Source organism: Azospirillum endophyticum (genome assembly GCF_016595245.1).
Lineage (GTDB): Bacteria > Pseudomonadota > Alphaproteobacteria > Azospirillales > Azospirillaceae > Azospirillum > Azospirillum endophyticum.
The window spans coordinates 255,646-281,520 of sequence record NZ_JAENHM010000044.1; the positions used below are offsets into that span (position 1 = coordinate 255,646).

At 68.7% G+C, this 25,875-nt stretch carries 22 protein-coding genes; 13 read left to right on the plus strand and 9 right to left on the minus strand.

Annotation, left to right across the window (positions count from 1 at the left end; genetic code table 11):
- Positions 1–2: 2 nt before the first annotated feature.
- On the plus strand, positions 3–707 hold the full coding sequence (locus tag JHL17_RS14510) for an aspartate/glutamate racemase family protein (RefSeq protein ID WP_200194190.1): 705 nt from the start codon (positions 3–5) through the stop codon (positions 705–707).
- A gap of 28 nt (positions 708–735) precedes the next feature.
- Here JHL17_RS14510 and JHL17_RS14515 read toward each other — a convergent pair whose 3' ends face one another.
- Positions 736–2,283 (minus strand): FAD/NAD(P)-binding protein, encoded by a 1,548-nt coding sequence (locus tag JHL17_RS14515; protein WP_200194191.1) that lies wholly within the window; start codon positions 2,281–2,283, stop codon positions 736–738.
- Positions 2,284–2,980: 697 nt separating this feature from the next.
- On the opposite strand from JHL17_RS14515, the gene JHL17_RS14520 reads away from it, so the two are divergent.
- The 9 genes from JHL17_RS14520 (at position 2,981) to JHL17_RS14560 (ending at position 11,271) form a co-directional block, all read left to right on the plus strand.
- Positions 2,981–4,072 (plus strand): ABC transporter substrate-binding protein, encoded by a 1,092-nt coding sequence (locus JHL17_RS14520; protein ID WP_200194192.1) that lies wholly within the window; start codon positions 2,981–2,983, stop codon positions 4,070–4,072.
- Positions 4,073–4,100: 28 nt separating this feature from the next.
- A complete protein-coding gene (locus JHL17_RS14525; protein ID WP_200194193.1) occupies positions 4,101–4,985 on the plus strand; it encodes an ABC transporter permease in 885 nt (294 codons plus the stop codon).
- Complete coding sequence (locus JHL17_RS14530) at positions 4,982–5,773, plus strand: ABC transporter permease (RefSeq protein ID WP_200194194.1); 792 nt, start codon at positions 4,982–4,984, stop codon at positions 5,771–5,773. Before JHL17_RS14525 ends, JHL17_RS14530 begins: the two co-directional genes overlap by 4 nt.
- Positions 5,774–5,808: 35 nt before the next feature.
- Positions 5,809–6,651: an ABC transporter ATP-binding protein gene (locus JHL17_RS14535; protein ID WP_200194195.1), complete on the plus strand. Its 843-nt coding sequence runs from the start codon at positions 5,809–5,811 to the stop codon at positions 6,649–6,651.
- 61 nt (positions 6,652–6,712) lie between these two features.
- A complete protein-coding gene (locus tag JHL17_RS14540) occupies positions 6,713–7,654 on the plus strand; it encodes a TauD/TfdA dioxygenase family protein (protein WP_200194196.1) in 942 nt (313 codons plus the stop codon).
- Between the two features lie 147 nt (positions 7,655–7,801).
- Complete coding sequence (locus tag JHL17_RS14545) at positions 7,802–9,112, plus strand: amidase (protein ID WP_200194197.1); 1,311 nt, start codon at positions 7,802–7,804, stop codon at positions 9,110–9,112.
- A gap of 385 nt (positions 9,113–9,497) precedes the next feature.
- Positions 9,498–10,304 (plus strand): hypothetical protein, encoded by an 807-nt coding sequence (locus JHL17_RS14550; RefSeq protein ID WP_200194199.1) that lies wholly within the window; start codon positions 9,498–9,500, stop codon positions 10,302–10,304.
- A 119-nt stretch (positions 10,305–10,423) separates the two neighbouring features.
- Positions 10,424–10,666, plus strand: coding sequence for a hypothetical protein (locus JHL17_RS14555; protein ID WP_200194200.1), 243 nt, complete (start codon positions 10,424–10,426; stop codon positions 10,664–10,666).
- On the plus strand, positions 10,663–11,271 hold the full coding sequence (locus tag JHL17_RS14560; protein WP_200194201.1) for an ATPase: 609 nt from the start codon (positions 10,663–10,665) through the stop codon (positions 11,269–11,271). The genes JHL17_RS14555 and JHL17_RS14560 overlap by 4 nt, the downstream gene beginning before the upstream one ends.
- An 11-nt stretch (positions 11,272–11,282) precedes the next feature.
- Here JHL17_RS14560 and JHL17_RS14565 read toward each other — a convergent pair whose 3' ends face one another.
- The 5 genes from JHL17_RS14565 to JHL17_RS14585 form a co-directional block, all read right to left on the minus strand.
- The gene (locus tag JHL17_RS14565) at positions 11,283–12,638 is read right to left on the minus strand and encodes a sigma-54-dependent transcriptional regulator (protein ID WP_200194202.1); all 1,356 of its coding nucleotides are present in this window, start codon (positions 12,636–12,638) and stop codon (positions 11,283–11,285) included.
- Positions 12,611–14,455, minus strand: coding sequence for a sensor histidine kinase (locus tag JHL17_RS14570; RefSeq protein ID WP_247893537.1), 1,845 nt, complete (start codon positions 14,453–14,455; stop codon positions 12,611–12,613). Before JHL17_RS14570 ends, JHL17_RS14565 begins: the two co-directional genes overlap by 28 nt.
- Before the next feature lie 99 nt (positions 14,456–14,554).
- Positions 14,555–15,832 (minus strand): dicarboxylate/amino acid:cation symporter, encoded by a 1,278-nt coding sequence (locus tag JHL17_RS14575; protein WP_200194203.1) that lies wholly within the window; start codon positions 15,830–15,832, stop codon positions 14,555–14,557.
- A 115-nt stretch (positions 15,833–15,947) separates the two neighbouring features.
- On the minus strand, positions 15,948–17,363 hold the full coding sequence (aspA, locus tag JHL17_RS14580) for an aspartate ammonia-lyase (RefSeq protein ID WP_200194204.1): 1,416 nt from the start codon (positions 17,361–17,363) through the stop codon (positions 15,948–15,950).
- A 223-nt stretch (positions 17,364–17,586) separates the two neighbouring features.
- Positions 17,587–18,276: an MOSC domain-containing protein gene (locus tag JHL17_RS14585; protein ID WP_200194205.1), complete on the minus strand. Its 690-nt coding sequence runs from the start codon at positions 18,274–18,276 to the stop codon at positions 17,587–17,589.
- A gap of 615 nt (positions 18,277–18,891) precedes the next feature.
- Between JHL17_RS14585 and JHL17_RS14590 the strand changes: the two genes are divergently transcribed.
- Positions 18,892–20,934: a HAMP domain-containing methyl-accepting chemotaxis protein gene (locus tag JHL17_RS14590; RefSeq protein WP_200194206.1), complete on the plus strand. Its 2,043-nt coding sequence runs from the start codon at positions 18,892–18,894 to the stop codon at positions 20,932–20,934.
- 109 nt (positions 20,935–21,043) lie between these two features.
- A complete protein-coding gene (otnI, locus tag JHL17_RS14595; RefSeq protein ID WP_200194207.1) occupies positions 21,044–21,823 on the plus strand; it encodes a 2-oxo-tetronate isomerase in 780 nt (259 codons plus the stop codon).
- A gap of 13 nt (positions 21,824–21,836) precedes the next feature.
- Here otnI and JHL17_RS14600 read toward each other — a convergent pair whose 3' ends face one another.
- Positions 21,837–22,856, minus strand: coding sequence for an NADP-dependent oxidoreductase (locus JHL17_RS14600; protein WP_200194208.1), 1,020 nt, complete (start codon positions 22,854–22,856; stop codon positions 21,837–21,839).
- Positions 22,857–22,945: 89 nt separating this feature from the next.
- Here JHL17_RS14600 and JHL17_RS14605 point away from each other — a divergent pair, with 89 nt between their 5' ends.
- Positions 22,946–23,884: a LysR family transcriptional regulator gene (locus tag JHL17_RS14605; protein ID WP_200194209.1), complete on the plus strand. Its 939-nt coding sequence runs from the start codon at positions 22,946–22,948 to the stop codon at positions 23,882–23,884.
- Here the strand turns inward: JHL17_RS14605 and JHL17_RS14610 are convergent.
- Positions 23,845–25,116, minus strand: coding sequence for a YbfB/YjiJ family MFS transporter (locus JHL17_RS14610; protein ID WP_200194210.1), 1,272 nt, complete (start codon positions 25,114–25,116; stop codon positions 23,845–23,847). The genes JHL17_RS14605 and JHL17_RS14610 overlap by 40 nt on opposite strands.
- Before the next feature lie 88 nt (positions 25,117–25,204).
- On the minus strand, positions 25,205–25,807 hold the full coding sequence (locus tag JHL17_RS14615; RefSeq protein WP_200194211.1) for a TetR/AcrR family transcriptional regulator: 603 nt from the start codon (positions 25,805–25,807) through the stop codon (positions 25,205–25,207).
- Positions 25,808–25,875: the final 68 nt, after the last annotated feature.

Consider the following 25,875-nt stretch of genomic DNA (forward strand, 5'->3'; position numbering starts at 1 on the left):
ACATGCGTATCCTGGTCGTCAATCCCAACAGCACCGCGTCCATGACCGCACGGATCGGTGCCGCCGCCAGCAAGGTCGCCGCCCCCGGCACCGAGATCCTCGCCGTCAACCCGCCCGGCGGTCCCGCCAGCATCGAAGGCTATTACGACGAGGCGTTGGCCGTCCCCGGCTTGCTGGCGGAGATCGGGCGGCACCAGCAAGAGAGCGACATCGCCGGCACGGTGATCGCCTGCTTCGACGATGTCGGGCTCGACGCCGCCCGCAGCCTCGCCGATGCACCCGTCATCGGCATCTGCGAGGCGGCGATGCAGACGGCCGGGCTGCTGGGCGGCCGGTTCAGCGTGGTGACGACGCTGGCCCGTTCCGTCCCGGCGCTGGAACGGCTGGCCCAGCGCTACGGCATGGCCGGCCGCTGCACCATCCGGGCGGCGGGCGTGCCGGTTCTGGCGCTGGAGGACCCGGCGTCGGGTGCGGTCGAGCGGGTGCGGGCCGAGATCCGCCGGGCCATGGAGCAGGACGGCGCCGAGACCATCGTGCTCGGCTGCGCCGGCATGGCCGACCTCGCCCGGTCCTTGAGCGGCGAGATGGGGCTGCCGGTGGTGGACGGCGTCACCGCCGCCGTGAAGCTGGTGGAGGGGCTGGCGGCCCTGGGCCTGCGCACCAGCAAGGCCGGCGGCTATGCGCCGCCGCTGCCGAAGGCGCGGTGACGGGCTTCCGCCGTCTCGCCCCCCGCCATCACATCCGCCGCGGCTCCGGGAACTCCAGCGTCGGCATGCCCGGCAAGGCCGCTTGTCCGGGCATCACCACCCCTCCGGCCGTCCCGCCCAGGATGCGGCGGGCCGCCTCGGCGCATTGGCTGCGCAGCTCCGGCACGGCGGTCATTTCCCAGAAGGGGGCCTTGGCGACCGGGCCGAAGGCCAGCAGGCGCGGGGAGGGGGTGCCGTCGGCGGCGATCACCGCACCGCTTTCCGTCACGTCCAGCCCCAGCCGCAATGCGTCCGGCCGGGCGAGCCCGCGGTCCAGCAGCGACCGCACCAGCGGATGACGGATGCGGGTATAGTCGCAGTTGGTGCCGGTGGCGTTGATCAGCGCGCCCACGCTCAGCAGCCGCTCCGCCGTGCCGCCGCGCTCGGCGATGCGCAGGTCCAGCCCGCCGGCGTTGAGCGCCGCGTCCTTCAAGCGGCCTTGCAGGATGCTCAACTGGCCTTCGGCACGGGCGGCGGCGATGCGGTCGGCCACCTGCGGCGCCATGCGGTGACGGTGCACCTCCCAGAAGGGGCGGGCGTGGCGCAGGAAGCGGCGGCGCTCCTCCATCGGCAGATGGGCCCAGATGCGGTGATGGTGCGGTCGCAGCGCGTCGAAGGCCGACCGCCAGTCGTAGCCGTCCGCGACCGCCCGCCGCGCGTCGGCCTTCAGGGCGATCAGCACGTCCAGCACCGTGCTGGGCAGCACGTCCGGATGCAGGAAGGAGGTGTAGGGCCGCGTCTCCTCATGGCGCAGCGGCAGCAGGCCGCGGCGCGACACCGCGGTGATCGGCCCGCGATGCCCCTGGTCGAGCAGCGACAGCACCGTGTCGACCATGGTCAGTCCGGTGCCGAGGATGGCGACGGCGGCGTCCCGGTCGATCCCGCCGATGGCGGCGGCATCCCAGGGGTCGCCGACGAAGCGGTCGGAGGCGAAAGCCTCGTCGGCGGTCGCGGACCCCAGACAAGGCGGAGAGGGCGGGAAATTGCCGATACAGAGGGCGGCGGCATCGGCGCTGACCACCCGGCCGTCGCCGAGCCGGACATGAACCGACGGCCGGCCGCCGGCGGGGCTTTCGGTGCGGACGTCCAGCGCTTCGCCGCGGACCAGGTTCAGCTGTGCATGGGCGGGGGCCTCGGCCTGCGCTTCGGCCAGCACGTCTTGGATATAGGCGCCGTACAGCCCGCGGGAGACGAAGGCGTGGCCGCTGGGCGGCATCGGCTGGTCCGGCGTCGGTCCCTCGGCCCGGCTCCACAGCCAGCGCAGGAAGTGGCGCGGGTCGTCGGGATAGGCGCTCATGTTATAGGCGCGGACGTTCAGGACATGCGTGCCGTTGGGGGTGGAATAGGCGACGCCGGTCCCCGGCCGGTGCCCGTATTCGATCAGGTGGACCACCAGCGGCGCCTGGGCGCCGCGCAGCAGGTGGGCCGCCAGCAGGCTGCCGGTGAAGCCGGCGCCGACGATGGCGATCTGGCCGGGCTGGGTGAAGGCGCTTGGCGGAGTGCCGCCGGGCGGGTGGAAGTGAGGCGTTGCAGGCATCGGAGTCCGTCCTTCCGTGAGTCATTCCGGAAAAGGCCGGCCGTTGGCGTCTGTTCCCCTGGGTTCGGCCCGTCAGGCCCCGATCGGCAAGGGGATTCGCGTCGGCCGTGTGTCTGCTCGGTCCGCTTCGTTCTCCCCTGCATATCACAGGGTCCGGACACGCGCCATCGGCCGAAGGGCAAATACCCTTACCAAAGTAGGATTCATTTTCTTTTCACACTAGAGAATTTTCTTCATTGACTCATAACCCATCAAAAATATAGAGAATAAGGGCGAGCCCGCTTCTGGAGCCGCCGCGGCAATTTGACCAGCAGCTTGCGCCGCGTCACCAAACGCTAAAGCGCCACGATCCCGGTCGTGGATTCGTCGAAGGAGTGACCGGACATGTCCTTGGTCGCATTCCCAGTTTTCCTCCCGTCTCCCCGCGTTCCGACCGCATCGGTGCCCTGTTGTCGCTGCTGCGCGTGAGGCTTCAGGCCTGAAGTCCTGCGCCTGACGCTTTGTGGCGGAGGATCGCGTCTGAATCCGGGCAACTGAATCCCTGTGCCTGACGCCGGGCGCGCGCCTCCGATCCTCTCTATCCGGTCACCCGATGCGCGACCGCCATCCGCGGCCGCGCCATCCCCCGCCATGACGGCGTGCGCGATGCTGCCCGCCGCACCGGGAGACCTGCACCGATTTCAAAGGTGATCAGCCCATGAAACCATTCGCAAAACGGATCTCCCGCACGGTCATGGCCGCAGCCGCCGTGCTGACGGTCGTCACGGCCGCCGGAAGCGCCTTCGCCGAACCGGTCACCATCCGCTTCGGCTTCGCCCAGGTCGGGGTGGGCAACCGCCAGTTCGGCAGCGGCAACACCGCGGCACTCCTGCATTCCAGGGATATCCTGGCGGAAGAGTTCAGGAACGCCCCCGACGTCACGCTCGACTGGTCCTTCTTCAAGGGCGCCGGCCCCGCGGTGAACGAGGCGATCGCCAATGGCCAGCTCGACTTCGCTTTGCAGGGCGACCTGCCGTCGCTGGTCGGCCGTTCCAACGGGCTGAAGACCAGGATCCTGGCGGCCAGCGGCCTGCGCTCGAACCTCTATCTGGCGGTGGCGCCGAAATCGGGCATCCGGTCGATCGCCGATTTGAAGGGCCGCAAGGTGGCGCAGTTCCGCGGCACCAACCTGCAACTGGCGACCGACAAGCTGCTGGCCGCCCACGGCCTAACCGAACGCGACATCAAGTTCATCAACATGGACTTCGCCACCGCCACGGCGGCACTCGCCACCGGTGACATCGACGCGGCGTTCGGGCAGGCCGATTATCTGGCGCTCGACGCCCAGGGCGTCGCCAAGGTGGTCTACAGCACCCGCGGCGACGATCCGGCCTTCACCCGCCATTCGCACCTGCTGGTGACAGAGGCGTTCGAACAGGCCCATCCCGACGTCACCTATCGCGTGGTGAAGGCACTGGTGAAGGCCGCGGCCTGGGCGTCGGACGAGGCCAACCGCGAGGCGGTCTTCGCGGAATGGGCCAAGTCGGGCATCCCGGCCGAAACCTTCCGCGCCGATTTCGACGGGCAGGCGCTGGGTTACCGCAACAGCCCGCTGATCGACGACTTCCTCATCGCCGCCTACCGCGATCAGGCGGAGCGGGCCAAGGGGTACCGGCTGGTGCGCGGCGACGTGCGGATCGACGGCTGGTTCGAGCCCGCCTATGTCGACCGCGCCGTCGCCGAACTGGGGCTGGCCGGCACCTGGAAACGCTATGACGCCAAAGGGCATCAGCAGACGGCGGCGCAGTGACACCCCGCCGATCGGAGGAGTTCGCCGCATGACGAACCTCGAACTGAGCCGTGTCGCCCCTGAATCTGCCCTGCACGAATCCGCTCTGATCGCCGGCAACGGGCGGCTGGATCTGCCGGTGGAGATCGACCCGAAGCCGCTTGGCGCCTTGCTGCGCCCCGCATTGTACGCCCTGGAAGCGCTTGCCTTCCCGCTGGCCCTGCTCGGGCTGTGGACGCTGTCGTCGCGGCTGGGCTGGCTGCCGGCCCAGATCCTGCCGGCGCCGGACCAAGTGGCCGCCACCCTGGCCGAGCTCGCCGGCAATGGGGACCTGTGGTTCCACACCAGCATCAGCCTGCTGCGCGTGGTGCAGGGCTTCGCGCTCGGCGGCACCTTGGGCCTTCTGCTCGGCATCGCCATGGGGCTGTCGCCCCGGGTCCGCCGCAGCGTCGAGCCGCTCTTCACCGCACTGGCCCAGGTGCCGCCGCTCGGCTGGATTCCCGTGCTGATGCTGCTGGTCGGCATCGACGAGGGGTTGAAGCTGCTGATCATCGCCAAGGCGGCGCTGATCCCGGTGGCGCTGAACACCCACAAGGGCATCCGCAACGTTCCCGACAGTCTGCGCGAGGTCGGGGCAGTCCTGGCCTTCGACCGCTGGGCGACGTTGACGCGGATCGTCCTGCCGGCGGCGGTACCGTCGATCTTCACCGGCGTGCGCTACGGCCTGACCAGCGCCTGGCTGGCGTTGGTGGCGGTGGAGCTGCTCGCCTCGTCGGAGGGGCTGGGATACCTGATGGTGTGGGGCCGCCAGCTGTTCCAGCTGGACATGGTGATCGCCGCCATGCTGGTGGTCGGGCTGGTCGGCTTCGCGCTGGACTGGACGCTCTCGCGGGTGGAACGCCGCCTGCAACGATGGGAGCTGGCCGGATCATGAGCACGCCCGACCTCGCCATCGCTCCGTCCTCCCGCCGCCTCCCGGCCCACCTCAACGGTCTGGTCCCGGTGCTGGTCCTGCTAGCGGGGTGGGAGATCGCCAGCCGCAGCGGCCTCGTCGACCCGAAGCTTCTCCCCTCCCTGCTGGCCGTCGCCGGGCGTGCCGGGCGTGAGCTGGTCGAGGGACGGCTCGCGGTCGACGTCGCGGCCAGCCTCGCCCGCGACATCGCCGGCTTCGCCATCGGCAGCCTTGCCGGGATCGTCGCCGGACTGGCGCTCGGCCTGTCGCGGCCGGCCGACCGGCTGATCGGCCCCAGCTTCAACGCCGTCAAGCAGATCGCGATCTTCGCCTGGATCCCGCTGATCTCGGTGTGGTTCGGGGTGGGGGAGGCGGCAAAGGTCGCCTTCATCGCGCTCGCCGCCTTCACGCCCGTCGCCGTCAACACATGGGAGGGCGCCCGCGCCGCACCGCCCAAGCTGATGGAGGTGGCCCGGGTGCTGGAGTTCGGCCGCTGGCGCAGCCTGCGGCTGGTGATCCTGCCGGCGGCGCTGCCCGCCATCTTCGCCGGGCTGCATCTGGGGCTGATCAACGCCTGGCTCGCCACGGTGGGGGCCGAATACTTCATGACCGTCGGCCCCGGCATCGGCGGGCTGATGACCGAGGGGCGCGAGCATTTCCACATGGACCTCGTCCTGCTCGGCGTCCTGCTGCTGGGGCTGATCGGCCTCGCCCTCAACACCCTCGCCACCCGGCTGGAGGCCCGTGCCCTGCGCTGGCGCCACCGCTGAGTTGGAAAGCTGAGCTTGAAAGGAGCGTTTCCATCATGGCCGACATCATCCATCACGCCGCGGCGCGCGGAGCGCTGGAGATCCGCGGGCTGACCAAGCGCTACCGCGTGTCGGGCACCCCCTTCACCGCCCTGCAGGACATCGGCCTGTCGGTGGCGCCGGGCGAGTTCGTCTCCATCGTCGGCGCGTCCGGCTGCGGCAAGTCGACCCTGCTGCGGCTGATCGTCGGGCTGGAACGCCAGTTCGACGGCGAGATCCTGCTGGACGGCCGCCCGGTCGCTCGTCCCGGCCTGGACCGCGCCATCGTCTTCCAGGAGCACCGCCTGTTCCCCTGGCTGACGGCGGAAGAGAATGTGGCGCTCGGCCTGCTGAAATCAGCCCACCCCACGGCGGACAAGCGCAGGCTGGTGCGGGAGCATCTGGAGCTGGTCGGGCTGGGCGCCTTCGCCAAGGCCTATCCGTCGCAGCTGTCCGGCGGCATGTCGCAGCGGGTCGCCATCGCCCGCGCCCTGGTCGCCCGTCCGCGGATCCTGCTGCTGGACGAACCCTTCGGCGCGCTGGACGCCCTGACCCGCAGCCATCTGCAGGCTGAGCTTCTGCGCATCGTCCGGGCCGAAGGCATCACCGCCATCCTCGTCACCCACGACGTCGAGGAGGCGCTGTATCTGGGCGACCGCGTGGTGGTGATGCACCCGCGCCCCGGCCGGATCGCCAGCGTCATCCCCGCCGGCCGCCTGCCCCTGACGGAAGACGGTGGCCCTCCCGGCCCGGGCCTCGGGCATGACCGTGCCGACCCCGCCTTCGTCCGCCTGCGCGAAGCCGTGCTGGCCGAACTCGGCGCCGGCCATGCCCCGCCGCCCGTCCGGCACGCCGCCTGACCCCCGCCGGCTCCCATTTCCCCGTCCCAATCCCACACCCGACGATAAGGACCTTCCCAACATGACGACCCTGACCGCCGATATCGATGCCCGTTCCGATTCCACTCTGGCCGGCTTCGGCCTCGACATCCGCCCGATCGGCGGACGCATCGGGGCGGAGGTGCAAGGCTTCCGCCTGTCGGGCGACCTGCAGCCCGCCACCATCCGCGCCATCCGGCAGGCACTGACCGCACACAAGGTCCTGTTCTTCCGCGGCCAGACCCATCTCGACGAGGCGGAACAGGAGGCCTTCGGCCGGCTGTTCGGCGATCTGGTCTCCCACCCGACGGTGCCGTCGCTGGCGGGAACGGAGCATGTGCTGGACGTCGACGGCAGCCGCGGCGAGCGTGCCAGCTCCTGGCATGCCGACGTCACCTTCCTGCCGGATTACCCGTCGATCTCGATCCTGCGCAGCGTCGTGGCGCCCGAGCGCGGCGGCGACACCTTGTGGGCCGACAACGTGTCCGCCTACGACGAGTTGCCGGAGCCGCTGCGCGAACTGGCGGAGAAGCTGTGGGTGGTGCATTCCAACGTCTACGACTATGTCGGCGACCGTCAGAACCGGTCGGAACAGGCGCTGCACCGCTACCAGACCGTCTTCACCTCCACCCGCTACGAGACGGAGCATCCGCTGGTCCATGTCCATGCCGAAAGCGGGGTGAAGGCGCTGATCCTCGGCCATTTCAGCCAGAAGATCGTCGGGCTGACCAGCACCGACTCCCGCCTGCTGCTCGACCTGTTCCAGAGCCATGCCACCCGCCCGGAGAATGTCGTGCGCTGGCGCTGGAGCCCGGGCGACGTGGCGATCTGGGACAACCGCACCACCCAGCACCGCGCCGTCGACGATTACGGCGACCAGCCCCGCGTCGTCCGCCGGGTGACCGTCGCCGGCGCGGCGCCGGTGGCGGTCGACGGGCGCCGCAGTTTCTCCCGCTCGGTCGTCCGCGCCAGCGCCGCGGCCTGACGCCGCCCAGGGGGACGGGGCGGAGTTCACCCGCCCCGCCCCCTTGGACCGCATCATCACGGTCGCCAATCCGGCGCCGATGTGGCACATGCGATGGGGCGTTTCCGCCGATGCGCGCCTCGTCCCATGACCCGTCAGGAGCCTGCCATGTCCGTGCCGCCCGCCGCCCACGCCTCCGCTTCCGACCAGCTGGAGGCGGCGCTCGTCCGGATCGCCGATCCGCAGCGGCAGGGCGCCCTGGTCTTCACCGAACTCTATGCCGACGAGGCACGCGCCGCGGCGGCGGCCAGCGACCGCCGGCTGGCCGCGGGCCGGGCGTTGGGGCCGCTCGACGGGCGGATCGTCTCGGTCAAGTCGCTGTTCGACGTGGCGGGCGACACCACCATGGCCGGATCCGCCATCCTGCGCGGCCGCTCCCCCGCCGGGCGCGACGCTCGCGCGGTGGCCCGGCTGCGGGCGGCGGGCGCCGTCATCGTCGGCCGGACCCACATGACCGAATTCGCCTTTTCCGCCGTCGGCATCAATCCCCATTGCGGCAATCCCGGGAACCCGCGGGACCGTTCGCGGGTGCCGGGCGGCTCCTCGTCGGGGGCGGCGATCTCGGTGGTCGACGGCATGGCGGAGATCGCGCTGGGCAGCGACACCGGCGGATCGCTGCGCATCCCGGCGGCCCTGTCGGGGGCGGTCGGCTTCAAGCCCTCCACCGGTCGCCTGCCGGCCGAGGGTGCCTTTCCGTTGTCCCCGACGCTCGACGTCATCGGTCCCATCGCCTCGACCGTCGCCGACGCGGCCTTGCTGGACGCCGTCCTGTCCGACGGCGACCCGGCGCCCGCTTCTTTTCCGGTCGCGGGACAATCCTTCCTGGTGCCGCGCGGCCGGTTGTTCGACGGCGTCGAGCCTGCCGTCGCCACCGCCTTCGAGGCGGCGCTGGACCGGCTGCGCGCCGCCGGGGCGCACATCGTCGACGGTTCCATCGACGCGGAACTCGATGCCCTGGCCGAGCTGGACCGCATCGGCGTCTTCACCGCCATCGAGCTGGCGGCGACCCTGGCCGATCTCGGCATCACGGCACTCGACGGCATCGATCCCAAGACCCGCGCGCGGATCGAGGCCGGTGGCAAGGCTCCGGCCGCCGATTACGTCCGCATGCAGCGCCGACGCGCCGACCTGATCCGCCGGATGGACGACCGGCTGACCCGCCATCCGGTCCTGCTGCTGCCGACGGTGCCGTTGACCGCCCCCGCCATCGCCGAGGTGCTGGAGGACGCAAGCTTCCACCGCGTCAACATGGCGCTGCTGCGCAACACCCGCGTCGCCAACCTGTTCGACCTGCCGGCCATCTCCCTGCCGGTGCCGGCAGAAGGATTGCCCGTCGGCCTGACGGCGATGGGCCGGCGCGGCGGCGACCGCAGCCTGCTGGGCATCGCCGCCGGGCTGGAGGCCGCGTTGAAGGGATGATCGCCATTGGGGGGCCGGTGTGACCATCGTGGGGCCGCGAATTTTCCGCGCAGGAGTCCCGGCCCCGCACGTATCATCACCGGGGACATCCACCATCACCGAAGACCATGAACGAGATTTCATAAATAACCGCTTCATGACTCCCAAATGACCGCTGATAATCACAAGCGGAGTCAAATAATGGGGAGGGAGCAGATTCAGGTTCGATTTGCGCGAAATCCGCCTCTATCGTCTCGGCGCGGTCCGGCGAGGACTGCAGACGAGAGCTGGAGGCCATCCGGATGCGCCGAGGACACTGGCGTGTCATCCCCGGATGGCCATCGGCTGAAATGCTTGGAGACTTCCTATGGCTACCAACTTCGCCACTGATTCGCTTAAGTCCGTGATGTCCAAGGCCGTCACCGCCCCGACCACCTCCGTCACGACCACCGATAGCGCAGTTGCCGAGGTCCGGACCCACCAGCCTCTGCATCAGGAAACCCAGGACGTTACCACCGGAACCGCCCGGCATGGCGCTTCGACGCTGTCCGACGGCGCCGTCGCCGAGTTGAAGGCCGCCTATGTCGCGGTCGAACACGCCATCGCCGAAGCAAAAGGGGATACGGCCGGCAGCACGACGTCGGAAAAGCTGGCGACGGACACCGCGACCACCAACACGGAGGCCGCGCATACGGACTCCGACAAGACCGCCGATTCCACCACGCATCAGCCGCCGGCCGGTCCGTTGGTGAAGATTCTGGCCGACGCCACCGGCGAAACCACCGCCACCGTCCAGGGGGTCCTGCAGCAGGTCCGCGCCGTGCTGCACCAGGAACATTCGACCGATGCCTCCGGCGATCATGGGACGACCGATACGGCCGCAAGCGGCACCGCCTCCACGCCGGCGGCAGACGCCAAGCCCGGCGACACGCAGCACTGGCACGACCGCCTGATCGCACAGCATGACGGCTCCGGCAGCGCAAGCCCGACGGATGCCGCCGGCGGTCAGGGTGCGGCCGAGGCCGGCAGCGCCCTCTGGCAGCATTTCCTGAACCACTACGCCGCTGCCGACAGCGCCGTCACCACCGCCCCCGGCGTGGTCGCGGCGGTCGACGGGTTCGTCGACACCGTCCAGTCGCTGCATCTCGACAATGGTCCTGGGCAGATGCACGGCCATGGCACCGACGGCGCGCATCTCGACACCGCCGCCTGACCGGTCCTGCGCCCTCCTACCAAAGGGGGGCGCAAACCCCGATCACAATATCCTTTGCTCTCCTACGGCGCCGTTCTACTGTTCCATGCGCATGAAAGACTGGCGTGGATACCCGATCGATGGATCTGACACCCGGAATGCTGGGCGGACTGACACCCGAACAGGAGCATTTGTTCGAATCCCAGCTTGAACAGGATGATGGGGCGGAAATGCGACGCGTGCTCCGTGCCGGTGTCCCGGTCTATTATACCCGTGACGACACGCCATCGGGTTTCGTCATCAAGGAATATCCGGACGGACGAAAGGAGCTCGTCGATTTCTCGACAGGCGATGAGCTTTTGGTTTCAGCGCTCGTGGAATGATCCAGCCGCAACTTTGGGTGCTTGCAGGTCCGAACGGCGCCGGCAAGTCTACGATTGCCCGCCGATACATCATCGGCAGGATTCCCTTTGTAAATGCGGACGACATTGCACGCGATCTTGATCCGGTCGATGTGAATAGCATGACGGCCCATATGAGAGCCGGCCGTATTGCATTGGAGCTTCGCGAAGGATACCTGCTCCGGAATGAAACCTTTGCCATGGAAACGACGCTGACCGGCAGGAGCGAACTGGCGTTGATGCGTCGAGCACGGAAAGCCGGCTACAAGGTCAACGTTATTTTCGTGGGCATCGGCAATGTTGCGATTTCCGCCGCGCGCGTGCGGACACGCGTTCTCCTGGGAGGTCATGACGTGCCGAAGGAGGCCATTCTCCGTCGCTATGGTCGTAGCATGGCGGCGTTGGCGGATGCCCTGACCATCGCCCACCGCTCCTGGGTCTTCGACAACTCCGGTGGGCGGCGGCGCCTGCTGCTGAAACGGGAGATGGATCGGGTGAGTAAACTCGCTTCGGGTCTTCCCAATTGGGCTGTCGATACCATTCCTCCAGCGTTCAGAACGACCCCGGAAGAAAGCCACACTCCCTGAACACAGCCCCTTCACGACAGCCCATATTTCCTGATCTTGTCGTGCAGCGTCGTCTTGGCGATCTGCAATTCTTCCGCGGCGCGGGCGAGGCTGTGGCCAGTGCGGCGCAGGGTGTCGGCGATCAGCGCCCGCTCGAAGGCCTCCACGGCGTCGGCCAGCGGCCGTCCCGCGGCCGGCTGGGCACTGGCGAAGGGGGGAAAGCCCTGCTCGATGCCCAGCACGCAGCGGTCGGCGACATTGTGCAGCTCGCGCACGTTGCCCGGCCAGCCATAGGCCATCAGGCGGCGCATGCGCTCGGCATCCGGCGGCGGGACCGGGCGGCCATGGCGGGCGGCGGCCTGGAGCGTGAACTGTTCGAACAGCAGCGGGATATCCTCGCGCCGGTCGCGCAGGGGCGGCAGGGGCAGGTTGGCGACGTTCAGCCGGTAATAGAGGTCGGCGCGGAACTGCCCGCGGTCGGCCAGTTCGCGCAAGTCCACCTTGGTCGCCGCGATCACCCGGCAATCGACGGGAACCGGCGTGTTGGAGCCCAGCCGTTCCAGCGTGCGTTCCTGAAGCACGCGCAGGAACTTGATCTGCACCGGCATCGGCATGCTCTCGATCTCGTCGAGGAACAGGGTGCCGCCACTGGCATGCTCCACCTTGCCGACGCGCCGCTTGCCGGCGCCGGTGAAGGAACCGGCCTCGTGGCCGAAGATCTCGCTGTCGATCAGGCTGTCCGGCAGGCCGCCGCAGTTGATGGCGACGAAGTTGCCGGCGCGGCGCGGGCTGGCCTCGTGCAGGCAGCGTGCCGCCAGTTCCTTGCCGGAGCCGGTCTCGCCATGGATCAGCACATCGGCGGCGGAGCTGGCGAGGTCGCCGATCAGCCGGCGCACCCGCGCCATCTGCGGTGATCCGCCGACCAGCCGCGCCTCGATGCTGTCGCGGTTCTGCAGCCGCGCGCGCAGGTCGCGCACCTCCAGCGTCAGCCGCCGCTTTTCCAGGGCACGGCGCACCACTTCGACCAGATAGTCGGGGGAGAAGGGCTTCTCGATGAAGTCGTGGGCGCCCAGCTTCATCGCCTGCACCGCCATCGCCACGTCGCCATGGCCGGTCATCAGCACCACCGGCAGGTCGGGGTCGGTGGCGAGCAGCCCGGCCAGCAGCGCCATGCCGTCCATGCCCGGCAGGCGGATGTCGGTGACGACCACGCCGGGGAACCCCTCCGCCACCAGCCGCCGCGCCTTCTCGGCGCTGTCCACCGCCTCGGTCGGGATGTCCTCCAGTTCCAGCGCCTGCTGGCAGCCGAGGCTGACGTTGGGGTCATCCTCGACGATGAGGACCTTCAGGGGCGGAAGCGTCAGGGCGGAGACGGCAGGGTCGGGCATATGAAGTCTCCGGCCTGGACGGCGGTCGGGTCGATGGGCAGGGTGGCGGCGGGCAGGTCGATGGTGAAGACCGCTCCGCCATCCGCACCGTTCGCCCCAGTCAGGGCGCCGCCGAAGTCACGCACGATCCCGGCCGAGATGGCAAGCCCCAAGCCGAGACCGCCGCTGCCCTCCTTCGCCGTTTCCTTGGTGGTGAAGAAGGGTTCGAACAGGCGGGGAAGCACGTCGGCAGGCAGGCCGGGGCCATTGTCGGCCACCTGGATGCGGACCCGGCCATCCCCGGAACCGGTGGCGGCGGTGAGCGTCAACCTGCCGCCCCCCTGGCTGCCCTCGCGTCCGGCCAGGGCGTCCAGCCCGTTGGCGACCAGATTGACCACCACCTGCTCCAGCCGGTTGGGGTCGCAGAGCGCCGCGATGTCCTCCGGCACATCGACCTGCACGGCGACGCCGGAGCGACGCAGCCGCTGGTCGAGCAGGAACAGCGCATTGTCGATCGGCCGACGCACCGCCACCGGGCGGGGGGCGCCGGAGGATTTGCGGGCGAAGGATTTCAGCTGGCTGGTCAGGGCGCCCATGGCGTCCACCAGATGGGCGATGCGCTCCAGATTGCCCTGCGCGGCGTCGAGATTGCCGCGCTGGAGGAACTTGACCGTATTGCCGGACAGGGTGCGCAGGGCCGCCAGCGGCTGGTTCAGTTCATGCGCCAGCCCGGCGGAAAGTTGGCCGATCACCGCCAGCTTGCCGGCATGGACCAGCTCGTCCTGGGCGGCGCGCAGGTTGCGGGTGCGCTCCTCCACCTTGCGTTCCAGCTCGCGCAGGTGTCGGCGGCGCTGCATCCACATCAGCAGCAGGATGCCGAGGAAGGCGCTGCCGACCGCGGCCAGCGCGGCCTGGGCCCAGGCCATGCCGGTCACCTGATCGGCCGGCGACAGCACGGTCATCGCCCAGCCGGTGCCGTGCAGCGGCGCGGTCTGGGCCAGGAAACCGCCGGACACCGGGAAGACCGTCTCCTCCAGCTGCCCTTCGGCCGGGCGGGAGAGCCGCACCAGTTCGGCGTCGGCGGCGATCCGGTCCTGCGGCATCAGGCCGAGCGGTGCCAGCGGGCGGGCGTTGTATTGCAGGGTCTGGTCGAAATGCCGGCGCGTCGGCTCGTCCATCGGCCGCAGGGTGGTGAATTTCCAGGAAGGGACGGAAGCCAGGATGACCACGCCGTTCTCGTCGGCGACCAGGACCGGCGCCTCCACCGTCGACCAGGATTGCTCCAGCTGCTCCAGGCTGACCTTCACCACCGCGACACCGACGATGGCGCCATCCTCCGCCAGCGGCGAGGACAGGTAGTAGCCGGCCTCTCCCCGCGTGGTGCCGACGCCGAAGAAGCGGCCCTGGCGGCCTGCGGCGGCCTCGATGAAATAGGGGCGGTAGGACAGATCCTCGCCGATGAAACTGTCGGGGCGGTTCCAGTTGCTGGCGGCCAGCACCCGGCCCTGGCGGTTCAGCACATAGATCGACAGGGTGCCGGCCCGCTCGTTCAGCCGTTCCAGGTAGCGGTTCAGCCCCCAGGCCAGCGGCGCCCGCCCAGCGACGAGGTCGAGGACGTCGCGCTCCAGCCCCAGCGTCGCCGGGAAATAGGCGTATTTGTCGATCTCGCGCTCCAGGCTCTCGGCGTAGAGGTCGAGCCGATGGCGCCCGGTCTCCCGCAGGTCGGCGAGTCCCATCCCCTCGCTGACGCGGAAGCCGATGATGCCGGCGAGCAGGGCCAACCCGGCGAGCGCCGGCAGCAGAAGGCCGATGGTGCGGAGACGTCTGGCAACGGGCATGAAAAAGGCGGGCAGGGAAAGGGAGCGCCGCATCATAGCAGAAGCCCCCGTCCCATTGCCCGCCCGTCTTCCGGACCGGTCCGCCGGAATGCCCGCCCGTTACTCGGCGGCGGCCGGAGCGGGGAGGGCGCCGGCCTCTTCCTGCTCGTCTTCTTCCACGCCGATGGCGTTCTCCCACTTGGCGACCACCGTGGTGGCGATGCCGTTGCCCAGCACGTTGGTGGCGGTGCGGCCCATGTCGAGGAAGTGGTCGATGCCCATGATCAGCAGCACGCCGGCCTCCGGCAGGTGGAACATCGGCAGCACGGCGGCCACGACGACCAGCGAGGAACGCGGAACGCCGGCGATGCCCTTGCTCGACACCATCAGAACCAGCAGCATGACGATCTGCTGTTCCAGCGTCAGCGGGATGCCGTAGGCCTGGGCGATGAACAGCGACGCGAAGGCCGTGTAGATCATCGAGCCGTCGAGGTTGAAGGAATAGCCGAGCGGCAGCACGAAGCCGATCACCCGCTCGCGCACGCCGAGCGCCTTCAGCTCCTCCATCACGCGGGGATAGGCGGATTCGCTGGAGGCGGTGGAGAAGCCCAGCAGCATCGGCTGGCGCATCGCCTTGACCACGCGGAACACGTCGCCCTTCAGCACGACGAAGCCGGCGAAGACCAGCACCCCCCACAGCACCGCCAGCGCCACGTAGAAGCTGCCCATGAACTTGCCGTAGACCAGCAGCACGCCCAGCCCCTGGGTGGTCACCACGTTGGCGACGGCGGCGAAGACGCCGATGGGGGCGAAGCGCATGACATAGTCGGTGACCTTCAGCATCACCGGCACGACCTCTTCGATCGAGCGGGCGAGCAGGCCGGCCTTGGTGTCGCGCAGCTGGCCGATGGCCAGCCCGATGAAGACCGAGAAGATCAGGATCTGCAGGATCTCGTTGTTTGCCATCGCCTCGAAGAAGTTGCGCGGGAAGACGTGGGTCAGGAAATCCTTCAGGTTCAGGGCGGAGGTCTTCAGCCCGGCGCTGGCCGCCACGTCGGGCAGCGGCACGCCGACATTGGCGCCGGGATGCAGCAGGTTGGCGAAGATCAGCCCGATGAACAGCGACGCGAAGGACGCCATCAGGAACCAGCCGACCGCCTTGCCGCCGATACGGCCGACGGTGCGGGCGTCGCCCATGCCGGCCATGCCGGCGACCAGGGTGGCGAAGATCAGCGGCGCGATGATCATCTTGATCAGGCGCAGGAAGATGTCCGTCACCATCGCGAAATAGCCGGCGATCTCCTTGGCCGCGGCCGCGTCGAACAGGGTGTTGCAGACATAGCCGGTGACGATGCCCAGCAGCATGGCGACGATGATCAGCGTCGTCTGTTTGTTCATGGTCCTGATACCTCACCTTGTCCCGCCCGCCTCACGCGCCGGCCGGGTTGCGGTCGATGGGAACCGGCCCCCTGGCTCTTTTGGAGCCGGAAACGGGGCCGGGCGACAGAAGGGGTCAGCCGGCGGTCGCCAGCAGCCGCGGCCGGGTCAGCACGTCCGGCCGCAGCACTTCGGCCAGGGCAGCGGCGGTCATCAGGCCGCGCGCCTCCACCAGCTCGGCCACGCCCCTGCCGGTGCGGTGGGCCTCGGCGGCCACCTCGCTGGCGTTGGCGTAGCCGATGTAGGGGTTCAGCGCGGTGACGATGCCGATCGAGTTGCGCACGCCGGCTTCCAGATGCTCGCGGTTGGCGGTGATGCCGTCGACGCAGCGGTCGGCCAGCACCAGGCAGCCCTGGCGCAGGTGGGTGATGCTCTTGAACAGGCTGTGGGCGATGATCGGTTCGAAGGCGTTCAGCTGGAGCTGTCCGGCCTCGGCGGCGAAGGTGACGGTCATGTCGTTGCCGATCACCTCGAAGGCGATCTGGTTGACCACCTCGGGGATCACCGGGTTGACCTTGCCCGGCATGATCGACGAGCCGGCTTGACGCGCCGGCAGGTTGATCTCGCCGAAGCCGGCGCGCGGACCGCTGGACAGCAGCCGCAGGTCGTTGCAGGTCTTGGACAGCTTCACCGCCACCCGCTTCAGCACGCCCGACAGCTGGACGAAGCTGCCGCAATCCTGCGTCGCCTCGACCAGGTTGGGGGCGGTGACCACCGGCACGCCGCTGATCTCGGCCAGATGGCGGCAGACCAGCGGGGCGTAGTCGGGATGGGCGTTGATGCCGGTGCCGATGGCGGTGGCGCCCAGGTTGATCTCGCGGATCAGCAGAGCGGCCTCCTTCAGCCGCTCCTGGTCCTCGCCCAGCATGACGGCGTAGGTGGAGAATTCCTGGCCCAGCGTCATCGGCACCGCGTCCTGCAGCTGGGTGCGGCCCATCTTCAGGATGTCGGCGAACTCGTCGGCCTTGCGCTGGAAGGCGGCGCGCAGATGGCCCATCGCCTCCACCAGCCGGAAGATGCCTGTATAGGTCGCCAGCTTCAGCGCCGTCGGATAGACGTCGTTGGTCGACTGGCTCATGTTGACGTGCTCGTTGGGGTGCAGGCGGGCGTAGTCGCCGCGGCCGTGTCCCAGGATCTCCAGCGCCCGGTTGGCGATCACCTCGTTGACGTTCATGTTGGTCGAGGTGCCGGCGCCGCCCTGGATCACGTCGACGACGAACTGGTCGAGGAGCCTGCCGGCGCGGATCTCGCGGCAGGCGGCGGCGATGGCATCCGCCCGCCCGGCGTCCAGCAGGCCCAGTTCATGGTTGGCACGGGATGCTGCCATCTTGATCTCGACCAGGGCATGGACCAGATCGGGGTAGTGGGAAATCGGCGTGCCGGTGATCGGGAAATTCTCGACAGCGCGCAGGGTGTGGACGCCGTAATAGGCGTCGGCCGGGACCTCGCGGTTGCCCAGCAGGTCGTGTTCGGTGCGCGTTGTGGCTGACATCGGACGTTTCGCTCCCTTGGTTGTGACCGTCCCGTCTGCGCGGGACGCAACCGACAAAGAGCAACCGCCATGCCAGCGCGCGGCTGGCAGGACGTCGCAGTCCAAACACTTGATCTTTCTGGATATGATTGCTGGTGAGAGCCGCGGTCGTTCGGATTTCCGAATGCGCGCCCTCTGGGGCGTTCGGAAATCCGAACGACCGCGGAGACCGTCCGACGGCGGCTCAATCGCCGAGGCGGCCGGTCCAATCCTCCACCTTGCCGCTCTCCACCCGGCGGCGGGCCAGGGTGCGCCAGCCGGGCGCCAGCGGTTCCAGCCCCGCGATCCCCGCCAGCGTCGGGAGGTCGCCGGTGTCGTGGTAGAAGGCGCGGAGGATGCGCGACAGCGGCCAGTCGGGCAGGGGACGGTCGATCAGGGTGATGTCGTCGCCGACGGCGGCGATGCCCGGCTCCAGCACCCGGTAATACCAGCCGGTCCTGCCGGTGGACTGCACCCGCCGCGCCATGTCCGTCACGCCGAAGCGGTGGTTCAGCTTCCAGCAGGGCTGGCGCCCCTGGCTGACCTGCAGGATCGCGGTGCCGACCCGGAAGATGTCGCCGACGCAGACCTCCTCCTCGGTCAGGCCCGTGGTCGACAGATTCTCGCCGAAGGCGCCGGCGGATTCCAGCAACGGAGCAGGGGAGGGCAACTCGTCGCGCCATGCCGCGTAATGGTCGAAGGGGTAGTGATGGACTGCCTTGTCCGGTCCGCCATGATTGCGGCGGTCGCCCTGCTCGTCGCCCGCCATTCCCAGAGTGCCGATGGCGACCGCATCACCCACCGGCCGCTTGTCGATGGCGCTGACGCCGTCGGGGCGTCCGAACGGAACCGCCCTGCCGGTCAGCACCGCGTTCAGCATCGTCGACATCGTCATCGGCCACTCTCCGTTTCCATGATTTCGCTGCCTCTCCTGCCGCCGCTTGAACCGCTGCCCAGGCCCTGCTCAGCGTATTCCCCTCGCGTCGGCGCTTCGCATGATCCCCCTTATCGCCGCCCCTTCGTCGCCCGCCAAGGCACCGCTGCGACAGGACAGCAATGCGGGACTCATCGCCGCATCTTGCGGTGCACGGCAAGCCATTGCCAAATTGCCATTCGGTCGCAAACTGCATGACGGCAACGTCAAATCGCCAATGACTTTGGTGACTTAACAACTGCTTTGATTAGATCAGATAATAAACTACCAGAATACATCATCTCAATAGCACTTGCCGATCGACATATAACCCAACAGCATTCCCGAATATTCATATTTTCAAGCAAAGTTCATGATATATTTTTACTTTATAGAAACCCCGCCGCATCACCAGACTCTCTTTTATTTAATGAGGCTCCTGACGAAAACCTCCGCCAGCACGGTTGCAGCACGGAATTGTAGCTTCCGGTCGTCCATACCATCACACCCCCCCAGCCGGCCATGCGACGACGATTGGATGGCACATTTGCTGCAAATAGGACTGGGAGATTTCTGCACAGTCATTGAGGGGATGACATGACCAACCTCGCAGCTTCCGCCCATACGGGCGGGTTATTTTCAAACATAAAAATTGGTCGAAAGATCGCCATCGGTTTCGGCGCCGTGCTTCTTATCCTGTGTGGACTTGCAGGGCGGAGCTATTTAACCTTCACCGAAGTTTCGGATCAATTTGGAAACTATGCACACCGTGTTTCGGTCATGGATGCCGCTTCCAACATCGAGATCGAAGTGCTGGCGATGCGCGGTGCCGTGCGCGAGTTCGCATTGAGCGGCAGCGCCAGCCGCGAAGAAACGGCACGCCGCACGATCGCAAAACTGCGCGGCAGTTTGGAAAAAGCCGATGGGCTCGTCCGTGATCCCGACCTGAAATCCAGGCTCGGCCGCGCGAAGGAACACGTCGGCCTCTATGTCGACGGCTTTCAGCGCGTCGCACCGATGCAGCATGAGTTGATGAACCTGGTGGCGGACACCCTGGATCCGCTGGGGCTGCAAGCCCGCACCGATCTGGAGCGGATCCGCGGCGAGGCGGCGGAAGCCGGCGACGCCGCTTCGGTCGCCCATGCCTGGGAAAGCATGGAGCTGCTGATGCTCGGCCGGCTGTCCGCCAACAAGATGCTGGCGCGGCACGACGACGATTCAGCCAGGAAGGCCGATGAAGCCTTCACCGCGCTCGGAGAGGTTCTTTCCAGACTGGCGATGACCGCCGGAGATCGGCCCTATGCGGCCAAGATCGGTGACTTCCAGGCCACGCTGTCGCGGTATCGCACCGGCTTCGCCCGGGCGATGGATCTCAGCCATACCATCACCGCCCTGATCAACGGCGAGATGACGCAGGCCGGCACCATCGTCACGGAAGAGACCGAAGCGATCAGCCGGGGCGCCCTGGCGCAAACGGATCGGATCCGCCAGTCGACCCAGGCGGACATCGACGGCGCCGAGGCGACGATCCTGCTGCTGTCGGTCGGCGGCCTGCTGGCGGGATTGACATGCGCCGGCCTGATCAGCCGCGCGATCGCCCGACCGGTCATCGCCATGACCGGCACGATGCGGGACCTCGCTGCCGGCAGGCTGGACGTCGCCATTCCCGGCGCCGGCCGGAAGGACGAGATCGGCGCCATGGCCGCCGCGGTGACGGTATTCAAGGAGAATGCGATGACGGCGCGGCGCCTGGAGGCGGAACAGCGGGAAGAACAACAGCGCAAGCAGGTCCGGGTCGCCACGGTGGACCGGCTGGTGACGGAGTTCGACGACACCGTCGCCGTCATCCTGCGCACCGTGGCCGCAGCCTCGACCGAACTGGACAGCACCGCCCGGTCGATGACCGCCACCGCGGAACACACCAGCCGCCAGTCGACCACGTCGGCCGGTGCGGCGGAGCAGACCTCCGCCAATGTGCAGACGGTCGCCACCGCCGCCGAGGAGATGGCGGCCTCGCTGCAGGAAATCGCACGGCAGGTCACGCGGTCCTCCGCCATTGCCGGCGAAGCGGTCGCGCAGGCCGAGAGCACCGACGCCACGGTGCGTCAGCTGGCGGAGGCCGCCCAGAAGATCAGCGACGTGGTGGCGCTGATCTCCAGCATCGCCGCGCAGACCAATCTGCTGGCCCTGAACGCCACGATAGAGGCCGCCCGCGCCGGCGAGCATGGCAAGGGCTTCGCCGTCGTCGCCTCCGAGGTGAAGCATCTGGCCGGTCAGACCGCCCGGGCCATCGACGAGATCGCCGGCCAGATCGCCGCGATCCAGGCTGCGACCGGCGGGGTGGTCGAGGTGATCCGCGTAAATTCCGGCATGATCCGGCAGATGAACGAGATCACCACGGTCATCGCTTCCGCAGTGGAGGAGCAGAATGCCGCGACCGGCGAGATCACGCGCAACGTGACCGAAGCCGCAGCCGGGACCCAGGAGGTTTCCCGCAACATCCAGCAGGTGATGGAGGCAACCGGCCAGACCGGCGCCGCTGCTGCCCAGGTCCTTGGTGCGGCGCAAGAATTGTCGCAACAGTCGGAATCACTTCGCTCGAACGTCGAGAGCTTCCTGGCGAATATCCGCGCGGCTTGACGAATCTTTGCCGAGCCGGGCTCCCACGCGGGGCTGGCGGGCGGGATGACGCTGCCGGATACTGCGTGCTCCCGAAACCGCCGACATCTTCACGGAGCTTGCCGCCGCCATGCCCGCCTTTGCCGCCAACCTGACGATGATGTTCACGGAGTGGCCGTTCCTCGACCGCTTCGACGCCGCCGCCGATGCCGGCTTCCGGGTGGTCGAATATCTCTTCCCCTACGACCACGCGCCGGACGCGGTGGCGGGGCGGCTGGAGCGCAACGGCCTGACCCAGGCGCTGTTCAACATGCCGCCCGGCGACTGGGCAGCCGGCGAGCGCGGCCTGGCCGCCCTGCCGGACCGGTTCGACGAGTTCCGCGCCACGGTGACCAGGGCGCTGGACTATGCCGAGGCGACGGGCTGCCGCCGGCTGCATATGATGGCCGGGCTGGCCGACCCCGCCGACCCGGCGGCGCTCGACGCCTACCGGCGCGCTGTTCGCCACGCCGGGGAAGCCCTGGCCGGGCGCGGACTAGACCTGCTTCTGGAGCCGATCAACGGCCGCGACATGCCGGGCTATTTCCTGAGGGATTTCGGCATCGCCGAGCGGCTGATCGCCGAGGCCGGGCTGCCCAATGTCCGGCTCCAGTTCGACCTCTATCACCGGCAGATCCTCCATGGCGACGTGACCATGGCGCTGCGCCGGCTGCTGCCGCTGACCGCCCATGTGCAGATCGCCTCCGTACCCTCGCGCAACGAACCGGACGGGGAGGAGCTGAACTGGCCCTTCCTGTTCGGCGAACTCGACCGGCTGGGCTATGGCGGCTTCGTCGGCTGCGAATACCGGCCGCGCGCCGCCACGCTGGACGGGCTGGGCTGGTTCGCCCCGTTCCGCGCGGCCGGATGAGAGGCCGGTGTGATCATCCGGCGGTGAGCACGATCTTGCCCTGGATATGGCCCTTGGCAGCGCGCTCGTGGGCCTGGCGGGCCTCCGCCAGCGGAAAGCGGCTGTCGATGACGATGCGGATGGTGCCGTCGTCGAGGAGCCGGCCGATCTCCGTCAGCTGCGCGCCGTCCGAGCGGACCTGCGTCGCCGAGACGGTGATGCCCAGTTCCTTCGCCTCGGCAGCGGCGTCGAAGCCCAGCGGAAAGATCGGGAACAGCGCGCCGCCGCGCTTCAGCGTCGGCAGGAAACGGGCGCTGGCCGGGCCGCCGACCGCATCGACGACGAGATCGGCCCCGCGCACGACGTCCTCGGGTTTGCTCTTCGTGTAGTCGATGACCTCGTCGGCGCCGAGGTCGCGCAGAAGCGCTTCGTGCCGGCCGGACGCGACGGCGACGACATGCGCGCCCTTCCATTTCGCAAGCTGCAGGGCCAGATGCCCGACGCCGCCCGCGGCGCCGTTGACCAGCACAATCCTGCCGGCGAGCGGCACCGGCCGATGCCGGTCCGGTTGGAGCGGGTTCGGTTCGTCATGGCCGAGATCGACCAGGAACTGCCAAGCGGTGAGCAGCGACATCGGAGCCGCTGCGGCCTGCACATGGTCGATTCCGGCCGGCTTGCGCCCGATGTCCGTGACCGGCGCGCTCACATACTGGGCATAGGCTTGGCCCTCCCCGGCGAGTCCCGCAGGGAAGCGGACCATCGCATAGACCTCGTCGCCGACGGCGACCGCATCGACATCGTCGGCGACCGCCTCGACGATGCCGGACACGTCCGTCCCCAGGATGACGGGAAAGGATACCTGTGGCCGCCAGTCCGGCGGAAGCATCCGGTAGCCGTCGCGCAGATACCAGTCGGGAGGGTTGAGGCCGACCGCCTGGACGCGGATCAGGGCCTCGCCGGGTTTCGGTTCGGGTTTCGGCGCATCCTCGTAGACCAGAACCTCCGGCCCGCCGAAGCCATGCAGCCGGACCGCCTTCATCATCTCGCCCATCATCCTCTCCTCGTGAGCACATCGGTATCGGAGGAGCATATGAGTCGCGGGATAGGGTTGATAATCGGCCTTGATGACGCTTCAATAGTGCCATGAAGGAACGAATCGTCCTCGACCGCCTGACCGGGCTGATCGCCTTCGCGCGTGCCGGCTCGCTGGGCAGCTTCGCCGCCGCCGCCCAATCCCTGTCGATCTCGCCGTCCGCCGTCAGCAAGAGCGTGCAGCGGCTCGAACAGCGGCTGGGCGTTTCGCTGTTCACCCGCACGACCCGATCCTTGACCCTGACAGCCGAGGGCCGCGAGCTGCATGACCGGGCGCTGCGGCTGCTGCGCGATGCGGAGGAGATCGAGCAGGCGGCGATGGCTGCCCGCTCGGAACCGTCCGGCATCCTGCGCGTCGCGGCCCCCCTGCCAATGGGCGTCCATGTGATCGCGCCGGCCTTGCCGGCCTTCCGCCGGCTCCATCCCAAGGTGACGGTCGATCTGCGCCTGAACGACCGGATGGTCGACCTCGTCGAGGAGGGGATCGACGTCGCCGTGCGCATCGGCGAACTGGCGGATTCACGGCTGCTGTCACGCCGGCTGGCGCCGCACCGGCTCTGCTGCTTCGCCTCGCCGGCCTATCTGGCCGAGCGCGGCACGCCGGCCCATCCGGACGCGCTGGAGGGACACGACACCGTCAGCCTCCGCTACCAGAGCACGGGCCAGACCCTGCGCTGGCCCTTCCGGATCGGCGACCGGATCGTGGAGATCGTGCCGCCATCCGGCGTCGTCGTCGACGTGAGCGACGCGCTGGTAGCGGCCCTGGCGAGCGGCGGCGGCATCGGCATCGCCGCGACCTTCCTCACCGCCCCTTATGTGGCGCGCGGCGAACTGGTCCCCATCCTGTCGGACTTCGCCGTCGAGCGGCACAACATCACGGCGCTCTGGCCGGAAAGCCGACGGACCAACCCGGCGGTGCGCGCTTTCCTGGCGCTGTTGCAGGAGGTGTTTCAGGAGCGGATGGCGGCGGCGACCGGCTTCCCGGCCTGAGGCTTGCCGGCATGATGCCGTCGCCGGGCGTTGGCCAGGATGTCGGCGCCCAGGGCGACCGCCAGGGCGACGGTGCCGCACAGGAAGACGACGGCATAGCTCTGGCCGCTATGGGTGAAGAGATAGGAGTATCCGTAGCCGCCCAGCGCCTGGAACAGGGCGAAGGCGGTGGTGGCCCGGCTCCAGGCCGCGCGCTGTTCGGTCTGGCTGTGCGGCAGCAGTTCGTGGATGCGGCCCAGCACCAGGGGAACCACGCCCGGCGTCAGGGCGCCGATGACCACTGTCGCGGCCCCGACCACCAGCGGGTTGCCGCTGACCGCCAGCGCGCCGACGGCGACCGCCTGGAGCAGCAGGCCGATCCGGTAGGCCACGGCATAGCCGACCCGGTCGGCCAGCGATCCGGCGGCGACCGGCCCGGCCACCGACGCCACGCCGTAAAGGACCCAATAGAGCGCGCCGATGTCCGCGCCATGCTGCAGGCCACGGGCGACGTAGTCGACCAGCAGCAGCATCACCGGCACCAGACCCAGGGCGTTCAGCGCATACTCGGCGTAGAGCGCGCGCAGGACGCCCCCTTCATGCTTCGGGGCATGCTCGACCGCCGGGGCGGCGATGCCCTGCGGCGGCGCCGAGGCCGGCCAGCCGAACCAGGACAGCGCGGTCAGCAGCAGCGACAGACCGCCCAGCCCCAGCCATGTCTCATGCAGTCCCAGCCGCATCAGCGCCGGCACGGCGGTGCCCGACGCGGCGATGCCCAGCCCGATGCCGAGGAAGATCATCCCGCTGACGAAGCCGCGCCGCGACGCCGGAATGTGGGGCAGGATGCTGGTCGCAACCAGCACCATGATGGCGCCCCCGGCGAGGCCCGAGACGAAACGCCAGCCGAAGAACCAGGACAGCGACAGCGGATAGGCGCAGGCGATGAAGGCGAGGGACGCCGCCAGCATCAGCAGCCGCAGCAGCGCCCGGTTGGGCAGCAGCCCGGCCAGCGGCCGGCCGAGCAGGGCGCCCGCCAGATAGCCGGCGAAATTGGCCGCCCCCAGCGTCACGGCGTCACCGGCGGAGAACCAATGCGCCTCGATCAGCGACGGAACCAGCGGCGAATAGGCGAAGCGTGCCAGGCCGATGGCGACGAGACTGCCCGACATGCCGGCAATCGTCGCCATCCAGGCGGCCCTGTCGAGACGGTCTTTCGGACGGCTCGTCACCTTGGTTGCGGAAGTCGTGCTCATGGTCATGCGTCCCTGTTGACGGCGCCGCATCTGCGGCCCGCCCGGTTGCCGGGAAGACTGGGAGTGGGGGGTCGGAGGGAGGCGGCGGTCAGGAATCCGGCATCGGCGGCAAGCCCAGGCTGGCCAGGGCGGCGCGGGCCGCCCCTTCCAGCAGGCTGCGCTCGGGACGGACGCGGGCCAGCACGCGAATGCCAAGCAGACTGGAGAAGAGCAGGCGGGCCGCGTCGTCGGCGTCGATACCGTCGGGGATCTCGCCGCTCCGCCGCCCCTTGACGATGCAGCGGCGGAAGAAGTCCTCGATGGTCGTCAGTTCCGCGTTCAGATAGTCGCGCATGTCCGGGTCGGCCGGCGTGACTTCCAGCGCGGAATTGACCAGCAGGCAACCGCGTCGGCAGCCGTCGCCCAGCGAACGCTCGATGCTTTCCCGCAGGAAGCCGGCGATGGCAGCGGCCGGGGAGGGGGCCGCCTCGTGCCGGGCGATGCGGGCGCGCAGCGAACCGTCGAGGTAATGCTCCAGCGAGCGGCGGTACAGCGCCCGCTTGTCGCCGAAGGCGTTGTGGATGCTGGCGAGCGTCATCTGCATGCTTTCCGCCAGCTCGCGGGTGGAGGTCGCTTCATAGCCTTGGCTCCAGAAGCGGTCCACCGCCGCGTCCAGCACCGCCGTCTCGTCGAACTTCCGCGGCCGAGCCATCGCTTCCGCCTCCCGTCCCTATTTTAGATCATATGATCTAAAATCAAGCCGGACAGGTCTGCGGTCAA